Source organism: Streptococcus mitis (assembly GCF_003942865.1).
GTDB lineage: Bacteria > Bacillota > Bacilli > Lactobacillales > Streptococcaceae > Streptococcus > Streptococcus mitis_BI.
In genome coordinates, this window is sequence record NZ_RJNZ01000004.1 from 38658 (window position 1) to 54002 (window position 15345).

A 15345-nucleotide genomic window follows, 5' to 3' on the forward strand; every position below is an offset into this window, starting at 1 on the left:
AAAAAGTTACTGTAACAGTTTTTGATATAAAGGTAGGAATATGAACCGTTTTAAAAAATCAAAATATGTCATTATTGTTTTTGTCACTGTTCTGCTTGTCTCAGCTCTCTTAGCGACGACTTATTCAAGTACAATTGTGACAAAATTAGGAGATGGAATCTCATTGGTTGATAGGGTTGTGCAAAAACCTTTTCAGTTGTTTGATTCTGTCAAATCAGATTTGGCTCATTTGACACGAACTTATAATGAAAATGAAAGTTTGAAGAAACAGATTTACCAATTAGAAGTTAAATCAAATGAGGCGGAAAGTTTAAAGACGGAAAATGAACAACTGCGTCAATTGCTTGATATGAAGTCCAAGTTGCAAGCCACAAAGACTTTAGCAGCAGATGTTATTATGCGTTCTCCGGTATCTTGGAAGCAGGAATTGACCCTGGATGCAGGTAAATCAAAAGGGGCTTCTGAGAACATGTTAGCCATTGCAAATGGTGGCTTGATTGGGAGTGTCTCAAAAGTGGAGGAGAACTCTACTATGGTCAACCTTCTGACAAATACGGAAAATGCTGATAAGATTTCTGTTAAAATTCAACATGGTTCTACTACAATTTATGGTATTATTGTTGGCTATGACAAAGAAAATGAAGTTCTTAAAATTAGCCAATTAAATAGTAATAGCGATATTAGTGCGGGAGATAAGGTAACCACTGGTGGATTAGGAAACTTTAACGTTGCGGATATTCCTGTTGGTGAAGTGGTTGCCACAACGCATAGTACGGACTACTTGACACGAGAAGTAACTGTTAAATTAAGTGCAGATACTCATAATGTGAGTGTGATAGAATTAGTGGGGAATTCATAATGAGACAGTTGAAGCGGGTTGGAGTATTTTTATTGCTTCCTTTCTTTGTTCTAATTGATGCCCATATTAGTCAGCTTCTGGGCTCATTTTTTCCCCACGTGCAGTTGGCTAGTCATTTTCTATTTTTGTTTCTCTTATTTGAGACGATTGAGGTATCAGAGTATCTCTATTTAGCATATTGTTTTGTAGTGGGTTTGGTTTATGACATTTACTTTTTCCACTTGATAGGGATTGCGACTTTGTTGTTCGTCTTGTTGGGAGTATTTCTCCATAAATTTAATAGTGTTATTTTATTGAATCGTTGGACGAGAATGTTGGCAATTATTGTCATGACTTTTCTATTTGAGATGGGAGCTTATATACTTGCATTAGTGGTAGGTTTAACTGTGGATAGTATGTCTTTGTTTATAGTCTATAGTTTAGTGCCATCAATGATTTTGAACCTTATATGTATGATTATTTTTCAGTTTATTTTTGAAAAGTTTTACCTATAAGAAAGAAATAAAAATGTAACAAAGGCGTAATATTCATTAGGCCTTTTTTTGGTATACTAGTAGTGTCTTTAAAAGAAGGAGTATCTACGAAATATGAAGAAAAAAATCTTAGCGTCACTTTTACTAAGTACAGTAATGGTTTCTCAAGTAGCTGTTTTAACAACTGCGCATGCAGAAACTACTGATGACAAAATTGCTGCTCAAGATAATAAAATTAGTAACTTAACAGCACAACAACAAGAAGCCCAAAAACAAGTTGATCAAATTCAGGAGCAAGTATCTGCTATTCAAACAGAGCAATCAAACTTGCAATCTGAAAATGATAGACTACAAGCAGAATCTAAAAAGCTTGAGGGTGAAATTACAGAACTTTCTAAGAATATTGTATCTCGCAATGATTCATTGCAAAAACAAGCTCGTAGTGCTCAAACAAATGGAGCTGCAACAAATTACATCAATACAATTGTAAACTCAAAATCAATTACAGAAGCTATTTCACGTGTTGCTGCAATGAGTGAAATCGTATCTGCAAACAACAAAATGTTGGAACAACAAAAGGCAGATAAAAAAGCTATTTCTGAAAAACAAGTAGCAAACAATGATGCAATTAATACAGTTATTGCAAATCAGCAAAAACTAGCTGATGATGCTCAAACATTAACTACAAAACAAGCTGAGTTGAAAGCTGCAGAATTGAATCTTGCTGCTGAAAAGGCTACTGCTGAGGATGAAAAAGCAAGTTTACTTGAGAAAAAAGCTGCAGCGGAAGCAGAAGCTAAAGCAGCTGCAGAAGCAGAAGCAGCCTACAAAGCTAAACAAGCAAGTCAACAACAAACAGTAGTTGCTTCTGGGAATACAACTTTTACAGCAGAAGTTCAAGCAGTATCTAGTTCATCTGAATCATCTTCAAGCTACACTCCTGCATCAGTAAAACATCGTCCAACATACAGTACAAACGCTTCAAGTTATCCAACTGGTGAGTGTACATGGGGAGCTAAAACATTAGCACCTTGGGCTGGAGATTACTGGGGTAATGGAGCACAGTGGGCTACAAGTGCAGCTGCTGCAGGATTCCGCACAGGATCTACACCTCAAGTTGGTGCCATTGCATGTTGGAATGATGGTGGATATGGACACGTAGCCGTGGTTACAGCTGTTTCATCATCAACAAGTATCCAAGTATCTGAATCAAACTATGGTGGAAACCGTACAATCGGAAATAAACGTGGTTGGTTCAATCCTACTACAACTTCAGAAGGTTTTGTAACATATATCTATCCAAACTAATGAATAAAACGAAGAGGCTCGATTTGAGTCTCTTTTATAATTTATATACTTTAAAAATCTACTAAAATAGCTTGAAAATATTGAAAAAGTATGGTAAAATGAAAATTGTCGTGTGAACGATAATACTCATTCTTGATGAATTGTGAAACAGTTGCCTTTGGGTCGTTTTGCGAGTTGAAGTCAAGAAGAGGAAAAAAACAAAAAGGAGAAATACTCATGGCAGTAATTTCAATGAAACAACTTCTTGAGGCTGGTGTACACTTTGGTCACCAAACTCGTCGCTGGAACCCTAAGATGGCTAAGTACATCTTCACTGAGCGTAACGGAATCCACGTTATCGACTTGCAACAAACTGTAAAATACGCTGACCAAGCATACGACTTCATGCGTGATGCAGCAGCTAACGATGCAGTTGTATTGTTCGTTGGTACTAAGAAACAAGCGGCTGATGCAGTTGCTGAAGAAGCAGTACGTTCAGGTCAATACTTCATCAACCACCGTTGGTTGGGTGGAACTCTTACAAACTGGGGAACAATCCAAAAACGTATCGCTCGTTTGAAAGAAATCAAACGTATGGAAGAAGATGGAACTTTCGAAGTTCTTCCTAAGAAAGAAGTTGCACTTCTTAACAAACAACGTGCACGTCTTGAAAAATTCTTGGGTGGTATCGAAGATATGCCTCGTATCCCAGATGTTATGTACGTAGTTGACCCACATAAAGAGCAAATCGCTGTTAAAGAAGCTAAGAAATTGGGAATCCCAGTTGTAGCGATGGTTGATACAAACACTGATCCAGATGATATCGATGTAATCATCCCAGCTAACGATGATGCTATCCGCGCTGTTAAATTGATTACAGCTAAATTGGCTGATGCTATCATCGAAGGACGTCAAGGTGAAGATGCAGTAGCAGTTGAAGCAGAATTTGCAGCTTCAGAAGCTCAAGCAGATTCAATTGAAGAAATCGTTGAAGTTGTAGAAGGCGACAACGCTTAATTTATATAAATAGTAATTACCTAGGAGGGCGGGGCTTAGCCCGGCTCTCCTATTTTTAAAAAATATAGGAGAATCAAAATGGCAGAAATTACAGCTAAACTTGTAAAAGAGTTGCGTGAAAAATCTGGTGCCGGAGTTATGGACGCTAAAAAAGCGCTTGTAGAAACAGACGGTGACATCGAAAAAGCTATTGAATTGCTTCGTGAAAAAGGTATGGCTAAGGCAGCTAAGAAGGCTGACCGTGTTGCTGCAGAAGGTTTGACTGGTGTTTACGTTAACGGTAATGTTGCAGCAGTTATTGAAGTAAACGCTGAAACTGACTTCGTTGCGAAAAATGCTCAATTCGTTGAATTGGTAAATGCTACAGCTAAAGTAATCGCTGAAGGTAAACCAGCTAACAACGAAGAAGCACTTGCATTGACAATGCCTTCAGGTGAAACACTTGAAGCTGCATATGTATCTGCAACAGCAACTATCGGAGAAAAAATCTCATTCCGTCGCTTTGCATTGATTGAAAAAACAGACGCACAACACTTTGGAGCTTACCAACATAACGGTGGACGTATCGGTGTTATTTCAGTTGTTGAAGGTGGAGATGAAGCACTTGCTAAACAATTGTCAATGCACATCGCAGCGATGAAACCAACAGTTCTTTCTTACAAAGAATTGGATGAGCAATTCGTTAAAGATGAGTTGGCACAATTGAACCACGTAATCGACCAAGATAATGAAAGCCGTGCAATGGTTAACAAACCAGCTCTTCCACACTTGAAGTATGGATCAAAATCTCAATTGACTGATGAAGTGATTGCTCAAGCTGAAGCTGACATCAAAGCTGAGTTGGCTGCAGAAGGTAAACCAGAAAAAATCTGGGACAAAATCATCCCAGGTAAAATGGATCGCTTCATGCTTGACAACACTAAAGTTGACCAAGCTTACACACTTCTTGCACAAGTCTACATCATGGATGACAGCAAGACAGTTGAAGCATACCTTGAATCAGTTAACGCTTCAGTAGTTGAGTTCGCTCGCTTTGAAGTTGGTGAAGGTATCGAAAAAGCTGCAAATGACTTCGAAGCTGAAGTTGCAGCTACAATGGCAGCAGCCTTGAATAACTAATAATAAAAAGGAAGCTAAATTGCTTCCTTTTTCTATGTAGTAGATTCCTATAGGAAGAGCCTTCTACTTTTCAAGATATAAACAAAAAGCCCTATAATAAGGGCTAAGTGTATTTAGGAGACTACACTTCAAATTCATAGAGTGCTGTAGACAAATAACGTTCGCCGTTATCTGGTGCTAGAGCAAGGACTTTCTTACCTGTACCTAATTTCTTAGCAACTTCAATTGCTCCGTAGATAGCTGCAGCTGAAGAAATGCCAACAAGGAATCCTTCTTTTCCGCCAATCTCACGGCCAAGTGCAAGAGCATTGTCTGATGTTACACGAACGATACCATCATAGGCGTTTGTATCAAGTGTATCAGGAATAAATCCAGCTGAGATACCTTGAATTTTGTGAGGACCAGGTTTTTCACCAGATAGAATAGCAGATTCATCTGCTTCTACTGCAAAAACTTGAATGCTTGAATTTGCTGATTTGAGTGCATGAGAAACACCAGAAATCGTTCCACCGGTACCCACTCCAGCAACAAAGGCATCTAGTCCATCTTTACCGAAAGCAGCTAGTATTTCAGCTCCTGTTGTTCTTTCGTGTACTTCTGGATTAGCTGGATTGTCAAATTGAAGAGGAAGGAAACCATCACGTTCAGCAGCGATTTCTTGAGCCTTAGCAATAGCACCTTTCATTCCCTCGCTGCCAGGAGTTAGGACGATTTCAGCGCCATAAGCTTGGATAATCTTACGTCGTTCTACACTCATAGTTTCAGGCATAACGATGACGACTTTATACCCTTTAGCAGCACCTACCCATGAAAGTCCAATACCAGTGTTTCCACTTGTTGCTTCAACAAGTGTAGAACCTGGTTTCAAAGTACCATCTTGTTCAGCTTTTTCAATCATGCTAAGAGCAATACGGTCTTTTACAGAAGAACCAGGGTTAAATGCTTCAAGTTTTACATAGACATCTGCGGCGCCTTCTGGCACAATACTGTTGAGTTTAACGATCGGAGTTTGACCGATTAATTCAGTAATGTTGTTATAAATAGACATATGAATACCTCTTTGTATAAGATATTTCTAGTATAACGCTATCTATACCATTTGTAAAATATAGAAATCCTATCGAAGCGATAGGATTTTTTTATATCATAGGTCTAAGCCATTAATTTTTAAGCGATTGTGGTAGGCTAATTCTAGTAAATATGTATAAAGTGGAACGATATCGGTTTTCTTAGGAAATTCAAATTTATGAGAACTAAAATGTTCATTATGTGCTTTTAGAAAGACATTTTCTAAATAAGTAATAGTAATTTCACTATCATCTATACCTGCTCCTGCAGTTTCCATTTCAACGTTAATAATGTTCATTAAAAAGATTGATTTAATGGACATCTTACGACCAGTAGCTCCTTGTTTATCTGTAAAGATAATACGGATATTTGTAAATATAATCGAGTCACGAATCAGTTTATACCCACTTTGAATTTCTTCATTTTCTAGTAGATATTGTCCATATTCTTTGATAAGAGTTTCTTTGTTTTGCTCGCTAAAGTTACCAGCGAGTCCTTGAATGAATTTTCCAAATGCCATATTTTTCTCCTTTATTTACACTAAGTTTACAGGAACTTCAACTTCACGTAAACCTTGATCAGTTAAAGTAACTTTTCCATTAAAAAACTCCACAAGTGCAGCTTTAATATTTTCTTTGTCTTCTTTATCAACATAAATCATCGTATCGACCTGATCTGTAAAATTTGTATCTAGCTCAATGAGGTTATGTTCTTTAAGGAAGTTACTGTACTCTTGGTACTGAGCGTAAGACATTTGAATAGCAATGCCAGCTTGTTCTTTTATTTCAATGATGCCAAGTTCTTTGACAGCTAAGGCCACACTGCCTGCGTAAGCACGAATCAGTCCTCCGGCGCCTAATTTAATACCACCAAAGTAGCGTGTCACGACCACACAGACATTGGTGAGATTGTGATTTTCTAGTACCCCAAGCATGGGAACGCCAGCAGTACCACTAGGCTCACCATCATCACTTGTACGTTTAATTTCACTACGCTCCCCAATAATAAAAGCAGAGCAGTTATGCGTAGCTTTGTAGTGTTCTTTTTTGATGGCAGTAATGAAGTCACGAGCCTCTTCTTCGCTATAAACACGCTTGGCATGACAGATAAAGCGGGATTTTTTGATTTCTTCTTGGACTTGACCGTCCTCTTTAATTGTTCTAAATTCCATGATTTAATTGTACTAAAAAATCATTTAAAGCGCTAGGTTTTTACGAATAAAGAAGTATGAAAGTAAATCCAAATTATCTCGGTCGGTTGTTTACGGAGAATGAATTAACTAAAGAGGAACGTCAGTTGGCGGAGAAACTTCCAGCAATGAGAAAAGAGAAGGGAAAACTTTTCTGTCAACGTTGTAATGGTACTATTCTAGAAGAATGGTATTTACCTATCGGTGCTTACTATTGTCGGAAGTGCTTGCTGATGAAGCGAGTCAGGAGTGATCAAGATTTATACTATTTTCCGCAGGAGGATTTTCCTAAACAGAATGTTCTTAAATGGCGTGGTCAATTAACTCCTTTTCAAGAAAAGGTGTCAGAGGGACTGATTCAAGCAGTAGACAAGCAAGAACCAACCTTAGTTCATGCGGTTACAGGAGCTGGAAAGACAGAAATGATTTATCAAGTAGTGGCTAAAGTGATCAATGCGGGTGGTGCAGTATGTTTGGCCAGTCCTCGCATAGATGTTTGTTTGGAGCTATACAAGCGCTTGCAAGATGATTTTGCTTGTGAGATAGCTCTTCTACACGGGGAATCAGATCCATATTTTCGAACACCATTAGTTGTTGCGACGACCCATCAGTTATTGAAGTTTTATCAAGCTTTTGATTTGCTGATAGTGGATGAAGTAGATGCTTTTCCTTATATTGACAATCCCACGCTTTACCACGCTGTCAAGAATAGTGTAAAGGAGAATGGCTTGAGAATCTTTTTAACAGCGACTTCGACTGATGAGTTAGATAGGAAGGTTCGCATAGGAGAACTAAAACGATTGAGCTTGCCAAGACGATTTCATGGAAATCCGTTGATTATTCCTAAACCTGTCTGGTTATCCGATTTTAATCGCTATTTAGAGAAGAAGTGTTTGTCACCAAAGTTAAAGTCTTATATTGAGAAGCAGAGAAAGACAGCTTATCCGTTACTCATTTTTGCTTCAGAAATTAAGAAAGGGGAGCAGTTAAAAGAAATCTTACAGGAGCAATTTCCAAATGAGAAAATTGGCTTTGTATCTTCTATCACAGAAAATCGATTAGAGCAGGTACAAGCTTTTCGAGATAGAGAACTGACAATACTTATCAGTACGACGATATTGGAGCGTGGAGTTACCTTCCCTTGTGTGGACGTTTTCGTAGTAGAGGCCAATCATCGTCTGTTTACCAAGTCTAGTTTAATACAGATTGGAGGACGAGTTGGGCGAAGCATGGATAGACCGACAGGGGATTTGCTTTTTTTCCATGATGGGTTAAATACTTCAATCAAGAAGGCAATTAAGGAAATTCAGCAGATGAATAAGGAAGCGGGTCTATGAGGTGCTTATTGTGCGGGCAGACTATGAAGGCTGTTTTAACTTTTAGTAGTCTCTTACTTCTGAGGAATGATGTCTCATGTCTTTGTTTAGATTGTGATTCTACTTTTGAGAAAATTGGAGAAGAGTACTGTCCAAACTGTATGAAAACAGGATTGTCAACAAAGTGTCAAGATTGTCAACTTTGGTGTAAAGAAGGAATTGAGGTCAGTCATAGAGGGATTTTTACTTACAATCAAGCTATGAAGGATTTTTTCAGTCGGTATAAGTTTGATGGAGACTTCCTTTTAAGAAAAGTTTTTGCTTCATTTTTAAGTGAGGAGTTGAAAAAGTACAAAGAGTATCAATTTGTCGTAATTCCTCTAAGTCCTGAAAGATTACTTGAGAGGGGATTTAACCAGGTTGAAGGTTTAGTTGAAGCAGCAGGGTTCTCTTTTCAAGACTTACTAGAGAAGAGAGAAGAGCGGGCCAGTTCTTCTAAAAATCGTTCAGAACGCTTGGGGACAGAACTTCCTTTCTTTATTAAAAGGGGAGTCACTATTCCTAAAAAAATCCTACTTATAGATGACATTTACACTACTGGAACAACTATAAATCGTGTGAAGAGATTGCTAGAAGAAGCTGGTGCTGAGGATGTAAAAACATTTTCCCTTGTAAGATGAGGAAAAAAATTTGCAAAAATAAAATGAAAGCGTTATAATGAAATCAGAAAAACAAAAATGTTTAGAAAGAAGGTACTCATATGATTAAATATAGTATCCGTGGTGAAAACCTAGAAGTAACAGAAGCAATTCGTGATTATGTAGTTTCTAAACTCGAAAAGATCGAAAAGTATTTTCAAGCTGAACAAGAGTTGGATGCTCGAGTTAACTTGAAGGTGTATCGTGAAAAAACTGCTAAAGTGGAGGTGACGATTCCACTTGGTTCAATTACTCTTCGTGCAGAAGATGTGTCTCAAGATATGTATGGTTCAATTGACCTTGTAACCGATAAAATTGAACGTCAGATTCGTAAAAATAAAACAAAAATCGAGCGTAAAAATAAAAATAAGGTAGCAACTAGTCAATTATTTACAGATGCTTTGGTGGAAGATCCAAATGTTGTCCAGTCTAGAGTTGTTCGTTCAAAACAAATTGATTTAAAACCAATGGATTTGGAAGAAGCTATTCTACAGATGGATTTGTTGGGACATGATTTCTTTATCTATGTGGATGTTGAAGATCAAACAACCAATGTGATTTATCGTCGTGAGGATGGCGAGATTGGCTTGTTAGAAGTTAAAGAATCTTAATTTCAATATGTGTAAAGGTAGGTTTACTGGGTTGTAAACCTCCTTTTTCTTATAGTTTGTAGAATTACTGATTACACTTTTAAAAAGTCGCTTTTTGGTGGTTATTATGGTATAATGGGTGCCAAGAGGTTTGGAATGAAAAAATTTTATGTAAGTCCTATTTTCCCCTTAATATTAGGAATAGTGGCGTTCGGAGTGCTATCTGTGCAACTTGTTTTTGTAACGAATACACTGGTAACGCTATTTCTTTTGCTACTTATTTTGGGTTCATATATTTTACTATTCATTCATCAGAGAGACTACTACTCAAAGAGTGGAGTAGAACAAATCCAGTATGTAAACCACCAAGCTGAAGATAGTTTGACAACCTTGTTAGAACAGATGCCTGTCGGAGTTATTAAACTAGACTTATTGTCAGGTGAAGTTGAGTGGTTCAATCCTTACGCTGAATTGATTTTGACTAATGAAGTGGGCGAGATTGATGTTGCATTAATTCAAACAATTATAAAGGCTTCTGTGGGGAATCCAGGTTCTTATGCTACCTTAGGTGAGATCCGTTATTCGGTTCATATGGACAAGGTATCTGGAGTTCTTTATTTCTTTGATGTGTCTGGAGAATACGAAGCGACTGTTGAGTTAGTTACGAGTAGACCTGTTATTGGGATTGTCTCCGTTGACAACTATGATGACTTAGAAGATGAAACATCGGAGTCTGATATCAGTCATATTAATAGTTTTGTAGCCAATTTTGTTTCAGAATTTGCTGGAAAATATGCCATGTTCTCCCGTCGAGTGAGTATGGATCGCTTTTACCTATTTACGGACTACACGGTGCTTGAGGGATTGATGAACGATAAATTTTCTGTTATTGATGCATTCAGAGAAGAGTCGAAACAGAGACAGTTGCCCTTGACCTTAAGTATGGGATTTTCTTATGGTGATGGAAATCATGATGAGATAGGGAAAGTTGCATTGCTCAACTTGAACTTGGCTGAAGTGCGTGGTGGCGACCAAGTGGTTGTCAAGGAAAACGACGAAACGAAAAATCCAGTTTATTTTGGTGGTGGATCTGCTGCCTCAATCAAACGTACACGGACTCGTACGCGTGCTATGATGACGGCTATTTCAGATAAGATTCGTAGTGTGGATCAGGTTTTTGTAGTTGGTCACAAAAATCTAGATATGGATGCTTTGGGTTCTGCTGTAGGTATGCAGTTGTTTGCCAGCAATGTGACTCAAAATAGCTATGCTATTTATGACGAAGAACAAATGTCGACGGATATTGAGCGAGCTGTTTCATTCTTAGAAAAAGAAGGAGTTACAAAGTTGTTTTCTGTTAAGGATGCAATGGGTATGGTGACCAATCGTTCTTTGTTGATTCTTGTTGACCATTCAAAGACAGCTTTAACTTTATCAAAAGAATTTTATGATTTGTTTACCCAAACCATCGTCATCGACCACCACAGAAGGGATCAGGATTTCCCAGATAATGCAGTTATCACTTATATCGAAAGTGGTGCAAGCAGTGCCAGTGAGTTGGTAACGGAATTGATTCAGTTCCAGAATTCTAAGAAAAATCGTTTGAGTCGTATGCAAGCAAGTGTCTTGATGGCTGGTATGATGTTGGATACTAAAAATTTCACCTCACGAGTGACTAGTCGGACATTTGATGTTGCTAGCTATCTCAGAACGCGCGGAAGTGATAGTATTGCTATTCAGGAAATGGCTGCGACAGATTTTGAAGAATATCGTGAGGTCAATGAACTGATTTTACAGGGGCGTAAATTAGGTTCAGATGTACTGATAGCAGAGGCTAAGGACTCGAAATGCTATGATACAGTTGTTATTAGTAAGGCAGCAGATGCCATGTTAGCTATGTCGGGTATTGAAGCGAGTTTTGTTCTTGCGAAGAATACACAAGGGTTTATCTCTATCTCAGCTCGCAGTCGTAGTAAGCTGAATGTACAACGGATTATGGAAGAGCTGGGAGGCGGCGGCCACTTTAATTTAGCAGCAGCTCAAATTAAGGATTTAACCTTGTCAGAAGCAGGTGAAAAACTGACAGAAATTGTATTAAATGGAATAAAGGAAAAGGAGAAAGAAGAATGAAAGTAATCTTTTTAGCAGATGTCAAAGGAAAAGGTAAAAAAGGCGAAATTAAGGAAGTACCAACAGGGTATGCGCAAAACTTTCTTATCAAAAAGAATCTAGCCAAAGAAGCGACTGCTCAAGCTGTAGGTGAACTTCGTGGTAAACAAAAATCTGAAGAAAAAGCTCATGCTGAGATGATTGCAGAAGCAAAAGCAATTAAAGCCCAACTAGAAGCAGAAGAAACGGTTGTAGAATTTGTTGAAAAAGTTGGTCCAGATGGTCGTACCTTTGGTTCCATTACCAATAAGAAAATTGCAGAAGAATTGCAAAAGCAATTTGGAATTAAGATTGATAAACGTCATATTCAAGTACAAGCTCCGATTCGAGCAGTTGGTTTGATTGATGTACCAGTGAAAATCTATCAAGATATCACAAGTGTAATCAATCTACGTGTGAAAGAAGGGTAAATTTACACTTTCTTGACAAGATTGTAAAAGGAAGGGAAGTCTGATGGCAGAAGTAGAAGAGTTACGAGTACAACCTCAAGATATCTTAGCTGAGCAATCCGTTTTAGGGGCTATCTTTATTGACGAGAGTAAGCTTGTTTTTGTGCGAGAATATATTGAGTCTCGGGACTTTTTTAAGTATGCCCATCGTTTGATTTTCCAAGCTATGGTCGATTTATCCGATCGTGGCGATGCTATAGATGCAACAACGGTTCGTACCATTCTTGATAATCAAGGTGATTTACAGAATATTGGTGGCCTGTCTTACCTAGTTGAGATTGTCAATTCTGTGCCAACTTCTGCTAATGCGGAGTATTATGCTAAAATTGTTGCAGAAAAGGCTATGCTACGGCGATTAATCGCCAAGTTGACAGAGTCTGTCAATCAAGCTTACGAGGCTTCACAACCAGCTGATGAAATCATTGCTCAAGCAGAAAAAGGGTTGATTGATGTTAGTGAAAATGCTAATCGAAGTGGATTTAAGAACATTAGAGATGTGTTGAATGTCAACTTTGGCAATCTGGAGGCTCGCTCCCAACAAACTACTGATATTACAGGTATTGCGACAGGTTATCGTGATTTGGATCATATGACGACTGGTTTGCATGAGGAGGAGTTGATTATTTTGGCAGCTCGTCCTGCGGTTGGTAAGACAGCCTTTGCCTTGAATATTGCTCAGAACATTGGGACTAAGTTGGACAAAACGGTTGCTATCTTTTCGCTCGAAATGGGTGCGGAAAGTTTAGTGGATCGTATGTTGGCGGCAGAAGGTTTGGTGGAATCGCATTCTATCCGTACAGGTCAATTGACCGATGAGGAATGGCAAAAGTATACCATTGCTCAAGGCAATTTGGCTAATGCAAGTATCTACATTGATGATACGCCAGGAATTCGGATTACAGAGATTCGTTCTCGTTCACGTAAATTAGCTCAAGAAACTGGAAATCTTGGTTTGATTTTGATAGACTATTTGCAGCTTATCACGGGAACTGGTCGAGAAAATCGTCAACAAGAGGTTTCAGAAATTTCACGTCAGTTGAAAATCCTAGCCAAGGAACTGAAAGTTCCAGTAATCGCTCTAAGTCAGCTTTCTCGTGGTGTAGAACAACGTCAGGATAAGAGACCGGTCTTGTCTGATATTCGTGAATCTGGGTCTATTGAGCAGGACGCTGATATCGTAGCCTTTCTTTATCGCGACGATTACTATGAGCGTGGTGGTGAAGAAGAGGAAGGCATACCAAATAATAAGGTAGAAGTTATTATCGAGAAAAACCGTAGTGGAGCTCGTGGAACGGTGGAATTGATTTTTCAAAAAGAATACAATAAATTTTCAAGTATCTCAAAGAGGGAGGCATAAGATGTCAGATGCATTTACAGATGTAGCCAAGATGAAAAAAATCAAAGAAGAAATCAAGGCACATGAGGGACAAGTCGTAGAAATGACTTTGGAGAATGGTCGTAAGCGCCAAAAAAATAGATTGGGTAAGCTAATTGAGGTTTATCCATCCCTATTTATCGTTGAATTTGGGAACGTTGAAGGAGATAAACAAGCTAATGTTTACGTTGAATCCTTTACTTATTCAGATATCCTTACAGAAAAGAATTTGATTCATTATCTTGACTAAAGTGAGAAATTTTCTCACTTTTTCTTTTTTCTCCGAATAGTTTAAGTGAAGGCAATCTTCGACTTATATTATTTTTCAAGGAGGAAGAATGAAAGTTTTACCATTCAAAGTAACAGAGACAGGATTTTCTTTTAGAAAATCAGCTAAAAAAGTTGTTCCCTTTTTAGTAGTAGGATTGATGCTAGCAGCGGGTGATAGTGCATATGCCTATTCCGGAGGAAATGGATCGATTGCGCGTGGGGATGATTATCCTGCTTATTATAAAAATGGCAGTCAGGAAATTGATAAGTGGCGCATGTATTCTCGTCAGTGTACTTCTTTTGCAGCCTTTCGATTAAGTGGTGTAAATGGTTTTGAGATTCCGGCAGCTTATGGAAATGCGAATGAATGGGGTCATCGTGCTCGTCGTGAAGGGTATCGTGTAGATAATACACCAGCTATTGGCTCCATTGCTTGGTCTACTGCAGGGACTTATGGTCATGTTGCTTGGGTGTCAAATGTAATAGGAGATGAGATTGAGATTGAGGAATACAACTATGGAATAAGGGAATCTTACAATAAGCGAGTCGTGAAGGCGAATACTATGACTGGTTTTATTCATTTTAAAGATTTAGCTGGAGGCAGTGCAGGGAATAGTCAAACTTCAGTTTCCACAGGAGGAACACATTCTTTCAAGGCTAAGGCTGCTATCAAAAATCAGCCTCTAGCGAGCGCTACGACGATTGATTACTATTATGCTGGCGATAATGTTCATTATGATCAAGTTCTTGAAAAAGACGGATACAAGTGGTTGAGTTATACGGCTTATAATGGAAGCCGTCGTTATGTAGAATTGGAGGCTGTGAATACAAATCCTCTTGATTCTCACGTTCTAAATGATTCTCGTATCTCTTCCACAGGAGGAACACATTTTTTTAAGGCTAAATCTGCTATCAAGACTCAGCCCCTAGCTAGTGCAACTACAATTGATTATTATTACTCTGGAGAGAATGTTCATTATGATCAGATTCTCGAAAAAGATGGATATAAATGGTTGAGTTATACTTCTTATAATGGAAGTCGTCGCTATGTTCAGTTGGAAGAAGTTTCGCACTCGGATGTTCACCAACCAGGAAATACCTCTAACAACAATACGGATAGTAGTTTGGCTATAAATTGGAAGAAAGTGAATGGTAGTTGGTATCATTTTAAATCCAATGGTTCTAAATCAACGGGATGGCTAAAAGATGGTTCTAACTGGTATTATTTGAAATCGTCAGGCGAAATGCAGACAGGCTGGTTACAGGAGAAAGGATTTTGGTATTATCTAGATGACTCAGGGGCAATGAAAACGGGCTGGTATCAAGTCTCTGGTAAGTGGTATTATTCTTACTCTTCAGGTGAGCTAGCTGTTAATACTATAGTGGACGGTTATACTGTAAATCATAACGGTGAGTGGGTTTAATTTTAAGTAATTGAATCTGAACAGGAGAGAAATCTCCTGTTT

At 38.3% G+C, this 15345-nt stretch carries 16 protein-coding genes; 13 read left to right on the forward strand and 3 right to left on the reverse strand.

The annotated features are described in order from the left end of the window. Nucleotides 1-40: 40 nt before the first annotated feature. The 5 genes from mreC to tsf all read left to right on the forward strand — a co-directional run bounded on the left by mreC (nt 41) and on the right by tsf (nt 4755). Nucleotides 41-859, forward strand: coding sequence for a rod shape-determining protein MreC (gene mreC / locus D8845_RS04615; protein ID WP_125452640.1), 819 nt, complete (start codon nt 41-43; stop codon nt 857-859). Then, entirely contained in the window at nt 859-1353 is a 495-nt protein-coding gene (gene mreD, locus D8845_RS04620) for a rod shape-determining protein MreD (protein WP_125452641.1), read from the forward strand. Before mreC ends, mreD begins: the two co-directional genes overlap by 1 nt. Nucleotides 1354-1446: 93 nt before the next feature. After that, the gene (gene pcsB, locus D8845_RS04625; protein ID WP_125452642.1) at nt 1447-2640 is read left to right on the forward strand and encodes a peptidoglycan hydrolase PcsB; all 1194 of its coding nucleotides are present in this window, start codon (nt 1447-1449) and stop codon (nt 2638-2640) included. A gap of 216 nt (nt 2641-2856) precedes the next feature. Beyond that, nucleotides 2857-3636 carry a 30S ribosomal protein S2 gene (gene rpsB, locus D8845_RS04630; protein WP_007556349.1) on the forward strand — a complete coding sequence of 260 codons (780 nt, stop codon included), beginning with the start codon at nt 2857-2859 and terminating at the stop codon, nt 3634-3636. A 78-nt stretch (nt 3637-3714) separates the two neighbouring features. Further along, nucleotides 3715-4755 carry a translation elongation factor Ts gene (tsf, locus tag D8845_RS04635; RefSeq protein WP_125452643.1) on the forward strand — a complete coding sequence of 347 codons (1041 nt, stop codon included), beginning with the start codon at nt 3715-3717 and terminating at the stop codon, nt 4753-4755. A 121-nt stretch (nt 4756-4876) separates the two neighbouring features. Here the strand turns inward: tsf and cysK are convergent, their stop codons facing one another. From cysK to D8845_RS04650, 3 genes are all read right to left on the reverse strand, one after another. After that, nucleotides 4877-5803 (reverse strand): cysteine synthase A, encoded by a 927-nt coding sequence (cysK, locus tag D8845_RS04640; RefSeq protein WP_125452644.1) that lies wholly within the window; start codon nt 5801-5803, stop codon nt 4877-4879. A gap of 96 nt (nt 5804-5899) precedes the next feature. Next, nucleotides 5900-6343 (reverse strand): PH domain-containing protein, encoded by a 444-nt coding sequence (locus D8845_RS04645; protein WP_125452645.1) that lies wholly within the window; start codon nt 6341-6343, stop codon nt 5900-5902. Between the two features lie 15 nt (nt 6344-6358). Beyond that, a complete protein-coding gene (locus D8845_RS04650; RefSeq protein ID WP_125452646.1) occupies nt 6359-6994 on the reverse strand; it encodes a YigZ family protein in 636 nt (211 codons plus the stop codon). Between the two features lie 56 nt (nt 6995-7050). Between D8845_RS04650 and D8845_RS04655 the strand changes: the two genes are divergently transcribed. The 8 genes from D8845_RS04655 (at nt 7051) to cbpD (ending at nt 15303) form a co-directional block, all read left to right on the forward strand. After that, on the forward strand, nt 7051-8349 hold the full coding sequence (locus D8845_RS04655) for a DEAD/DEAH box helicase (protein ID WP_125452647.1): 1299 nt from the start codon (nt 7051-7053) through the stop codon (nt 8347-8349). Continuing rightward, a complete protein-coding gene (locus D8845_RS04660; RefSeq protein ID WP_125452648.1) occupies nt 8346-9008 on the forward strand; it encodes a ComF family protein in 663 nt (220 codons plus the stop codon). Before D8845_RS04655 ends, D8845_RS04660 begins: the two co-directional genes overlap by 4 nt. Nucleotides 9009-9088: 80 nt before the next feature. Beyond that, nucleotides 9089-9637: a ribosome hibernation-promoting factor, HPF/YfiA family gene (gene hpf / locus D8845_RS04665; protein WP_000599100.1), complete on the forward strand. Its 549-nt coding sequence runs from the start codon at nt 9089-9091 to the stop codon at nt 9635-9637. Nucleotides 9638-9772: 135 nt separating this feature from the next. Continuing rightward, the gene (locus D8845_RS04670) at nt 9773-11746 is read left to right on the forward strand and encodes a DHH family phosphoesterase (RefSeq protein WP_125452649.1); all 1974 of its coding nucleotides are present in this window, start codon (nt 9773-9775) and stop codon (nt 11744-11746) included. After that, entirely contained in the window at nt 11743-12195 is a 453-nt protein-coding gene (rplI, locus tag D8845_RS04675) for a 50S ribosomal protein L9 (RefSeq protein ID WP_000864214.1), read from the forward strand. Before D8845_RS04670 ends, rplI begins: the two co-directional genes overlap by 4 nt. Before the next feature lie 43 nt (nt 12196-12238). After that, nucleotides 12239-13591, forward strand: coding sequence for a replicative DNA helicase (gene dnaB / locus D8845_RS04680; protein ID WP_000852490.1), 1353 nt, complete (start codon nt 12239-12241; stop codon nt 13589-13591). A 1-nt stretch (nt 13592) separates the two neighbouring features. Beyond that, nucleotides 13593-13859: a Veg family protein gene (locus tag D8845_RS04685; protein WP_001278169.1), complete on the forward strand. Its 267-nt coding sequence runs from the start codon at nt 13593-13595 to the stop codon at nt 13857-13859. Nucleotides 13860-13947: 88 nt separating this feature from the next. Beyond that, nucleotides 13948-15303 carry a choline binding-anchored murein hydrolase CbpD gene (gene cbpD / locus D8845_RS04690; RefSeq protein ID WP_125452650.1) on the forward strand — a complete coding sequence of 452 codons (1356 nt, stop codon included), beginning with the start codon at nt 13948-13950 and terminating at the stop codon, nt 15301-15303. Nucleotides 15304-15345 lie beyond the last annotated feature (42 nt).